This is a genomic window from Pectobacterium brasiliense (assembly GCF_013449685.1).
Taxonomy (GTDB): domain Bacteria; phylum Pseudomonadota; class Gammaproteobacteria; order Enterobacterales; family Enterobacteriaceae; genus Pectobacterium; species Pectobacterium brasiliense_A.
Window position 1 is genome coordinate 1 of record NZ_JACDSF010000104.1, and the last position, 3,794, is coordinate 3,794.

Genomic DNA, 3,794 nt, shown 5'->3' on the forward strand with positions numbered 1-3,794 from the left:
CGGTACCGCTTACGATCGTAGAAGGACACCATTTCTATCGACGCTCTGTCAGGGACGGGAACATCCTCGGTAGGTAACCCGCCACCCCCAGCCCAGTAATATTTTCTATCAATGATATCTTTGTATGGTGCGCCAGCGTTACATCCTCCACCGGGATAACTGGATACGATTTTCCCGTTATGATAGAAAGTGGCTTTCGTCGTACAAAAACTGTCAATATTGCTGCCCGTACCATAACGCCAGTTAACCGGTGTTTTGACATGTGGACTTGAGCAGGCTGCCAACGAGACACAAAGCCCCACGACCATAATAAAAGATCTCAACATCATGCCTCCACATTGCCGATGATATGCCGCCGTTCCTTGCTCACGGTGGTTTCCTGTCTGTGGGTTCCTGCGGGACTGGATATACCCTGGTTACTGGCGCTGCGGTGCACGTAGTCACGACGCAACGCCCGATAAACCTCCGCAGAGAGCTGCTGACTCAGGTTCTTTATCACACCCTTTTCAGTTGCAGCTAAAGTCCAGAGCCCATCAAGTTTAGCCAAATTAACCGCCGGTAACTTAGCGGCCAGAGATTCCACGGTCATTAAAGGATCATTGGCATCCCACACCTTAAACGGCACCCCAGCAGCACGCCCAGCTTCCACCATCATATGTAACGGAATACGTGAGTATTCTCCTTCTACCACGCGGCTCATTACCACCTCCACATAGACGGCTTTTTTCGGCCAGACATCATCCTTACCCCGCTTGCGGATAAAAGAATAGGGGATCAAACTGATTGCCCCCACGGGTGGCGTGGCCGCACGCAGTAAATGCGGGTGAAGCCGATCCACCCAGCCCTGCGCAATTTTCTCCTCAGCATAGGCGCGTGCTTGGTGGTAGGCGCGGCTTTCTGTATCTGGCGTGGAAGTTTCCTCCTCGCTCATAAAGCGCTCCAGTTCGAGGCACTCGGTCAGCGCCGGGTCACTGTTCGGGTTAGGCAGGCTCCAGCGGCTGTAATACCCACCGCCGATATCCGAGTGCGCACCCGGCAGCGCCAGCTCGGTAAAATGCGGCGGGATGCTGGTGCCAATGGCCGTGGGTGTGACGCGTGTTAAGGGGAAGTGCTTTCGCACTTCATCCAGTGCGGTTAAATGCACCACCCGCTCGGCGCAGTCATCCTGCAAGCGGATATTGAGACTGGGATGGTACGATGAAGCCACCGTATCAAAAATCCCGACAAACGTGATACGTACATCGTCCCGACTGGCCCAGTCAAACCCCGCTTTCAGCCGGATAGTGGGCGTATTGGCGATTGCCTGCACCAGTGGATGATCGGTTTTCTGGTCGATGACATTGACAAAATGGCGTGCCGCTGCCGCCCCACGGCTAAAGCCAAACACATCAAAAACAATACGGTGGATGTATTCAATATTGGGCAGGGTTTCTCTTAAATCACGCTTAACTGCTGCCACAATTCCCTGCTCACAGGCCTGATTCACCTTGCCAACGATTGAAGTATTTTCACTGCCAAAATCCAGATCCAGCCCTTTTGTCAGCATATTGTCCGATCGGTATTCCAGCCCCTCTTTTCCTGCAACCGGATCGCGAGTGCCAATGCCGCTGATATAGCTATGGGCGCTCAATGTCTTAGCCCCAAAGATATATTGATCGTAGAGTTTCCCCACATTAGTAATATCGTTCGCCGCACTGTCACTCACCGGAAGCCGACCCATCTGGCAGCCACGCAGCTCTTTCTCCCGCTGTGCCGGATCGGCGCAGGTTTCAGCCAGCCATTGTTCTACCTTTTTAAGGCCAGACTCGGCGTTATAGGTGTTATTCCCCGTGCCATCGAAGAACACGCCGATGCGCAGCACGTTGATCTGGTAGCCTTTGACTTCGATAACGTAGGAGTGTTTAGTAAAGAAACGGACGCTACTGGCTTTGCCTTCCTGATGCGCCTCTGGCAACGGTTGTTCTGGCGCAGTCAGGCACAGGTCACCGGTGGTCGCCTTAATATGTTCACGTGGCGTGTCATCGTATCCCGCTTTCTCTGCCACATAGGCAGGGACGGCACTTTGCCCGTCCTTCAATACTTCACGTGATTGCGCTGCCTTGAGCCAGGGCTGCGTCTCCAGCTTCACGGTGATGGGACCCACCGCAAAACCCTGTACGACGACAGGCCCTTCTTTAAGGGTGACCGTTTCGGACTTGCCGGTATCGTCGGTGAGTGTCGCTTTTAGCCCTTTAAACGAACGATTGTGTTCATCACGCACCTCAATTTCTATCCAGCAATCGTAATGTTCGCAGGGAATACAGTAGGGATCGGCTGCCATTAGTTAACTCCTATCAATGCATTATGCTGCACCATCCAGTGGTTGACCTGCGCGAATTCAGCTTCGGTCAGCATCAGCGGCGTGCGAATACTCTCCAGAGGAAGCCCGACCTGCAAGGCCAAGGCTCCAGCTACCACTCCATCGAGCACGTCTTCCTGAAGCCTCTCCGTATTGGCTTGCCTGAGAACGGACAAAATAGCCCCGGCCGGATCGGGATGACGTGCCATCATGCTCGTCATGGTCTGCCACAGACGCCGACGAAGAATATAGGCATGGCGATCGTCGTCATACAACGCTGCCAGATGAGGCGGACGAATGTGAAACCAGGGGCTTTTTAACGGGGGATGAAATGGCGTATCTGGATTACGCGTAAACCCGTTTTCGTTGATCCAGATCCCATTGCAGGGGCCCATAACGGCATCCTGTTCTTCAGGGCTCATCGCGCAGAACATCGGCAGAAAAATACGAGGCTCAGAGAAACGAAACCAGACCGCCTCTCCTTCACGGATAGCCAATATCAGGCTTTGCCAATGGTGGCGAACGACGTCAAGAGACTGTTCACTGACCAGATAAAATCCACTCAGTGCCGGAGAATCCGCCACGAATGCAGGTGAAGGAGTAGACAACAGCCAGGGGCCCAGTGCCGCTTGTTCGTCAAATTCCGTCCCCGCAAAGAGGGGGAAAGCTTCACCCTGGCTGAGTTCATAGAAACGGGATACCGCCGCGCGATCTAACGCGCCGTCGACAATAGCAAAGAGGGTGCCGCTATGTTGTGCTTGCCACGTATTCAGACTCATGCTTTGCCTCCCTTCGCAAGGGGGCAAGGTTTGACCAACGGTGACATCGATTCCATGCTTTTATGAATGGCGGGTGCAGGTAATGTCGCGGGTGGAGCAGGGGGGACGGCAACACCGCCCGGCAGAATAGGGCTCTGTCCGGCCCAACCCGAACCACTACCCGCGCTGCCCCCTGAGTTAATATTGATAGCCGGGCCAACGATGCTCACGCCACTGGGGTCAATCTTCACGAAGCTTCCCCCGACTTTCAGCGTCAGCTCCGCGCCCGCTTCAAGAACTACCTTAGCCCCCGCTTTGACATGCACTTCCTCACCCGCCTCGACCAGTAACGCTTGCCCCAGTTTCNNNNCGCATCAACGGTCAGCGAGAGAGCGCCCTTCACGTGGTCACGTTTTTCGTTCTCCACCGTCAGATGATCGTTAGCTTTAATGCGGATAACTCGCTCATTATCAATCTCCGTGTGGGCATCATGTTTGATGTGCCAGACCACATCATTCTCAACGAGCGCCTTGAGGTCTTTCTGCCCGTGAAGATAAATCTCCTCCTGACCGGCCTGATCTTCGAAGCGCAATTCATTAAATCCTTCTCCCTGATGCGTCTTCGTGCGCAGCACGGTTCGTGTCTTATTGGCAGGCAGCGGATACGGCGAGGGGTTGGTGGCGTGGAAAGTACGCCCG

General features: G+C 54.2%; 5 protein-coding genes. All 5 read right to left on the bottom strand.

Translation table 11 applies throughout. The features are described from left to right. On the bottom strand, window positions 1-326 hold a 326-nt coding region (locus H0248_RS21400; RefSeq protein ID WP_180787411.1), incomplete at its 3' end, for a DUF2931 family protein. After that, a complete protein-coding gene (locus tag H0248_RS21405; protein WP_180787412.1) occupies window positions 326-2,320 on the bottom strand; it encodes a T6SS phospholipase effector Tle1-like catalytic domain-containing protein in 1,995 nt (664 codons plus the stop codon). The genes H0248_RS21405 and H0248_RS21400, both read right to left, overlap by 1 nt. After that, the gene (locus H0248_RS21410; protein WP_180787413.1) at window positions 2,320-3,117 is read right to left on the bottom strand and encodes a DUF4123 domain-containing protein; all 798 of its coding nucleotides are present in this window, start codon (window positions 3,115-3,117) and stop codon (window positions 2,320-2,322) included. Before H0248_RS21410 ends, H0248_RS21405 begins: the two co-directional genes overlap by 1 nt. Then, window positions 3,114-3,422: a hypothetical protein gene (locus tag H0248_RS22390; RefSeq protein ID WP_308415679.1), complete on the bottom strand. Its 309-nt coding sequence runs from the start codon at window positions 3,420-3,422 to the stop codon at window positions 3,114-3,116. Before H0248_RS22390 ends, H0248_RS21410 begins: the two co-directional genes overlap by 4 nt. Continuing rightward, window positions 3,395-3,730, bottom strand: coding sequence for a bacteriophage T4 gp5 trimerisation domain-containing protein (locus tag H0248_RS22395; protein WP_445482660.1), 336 nt, complete (start codon window positions 3,728-3,730; stop codon window positions 3,395-3,397). The genes H0248_RS22390 and H0248_RS22395 overlap by 28 nt, the downstream gene beginning before the upstream one ends. Between the last annotated feature and the right edge of the window lie 64 nt (window positions 3,731-3,794).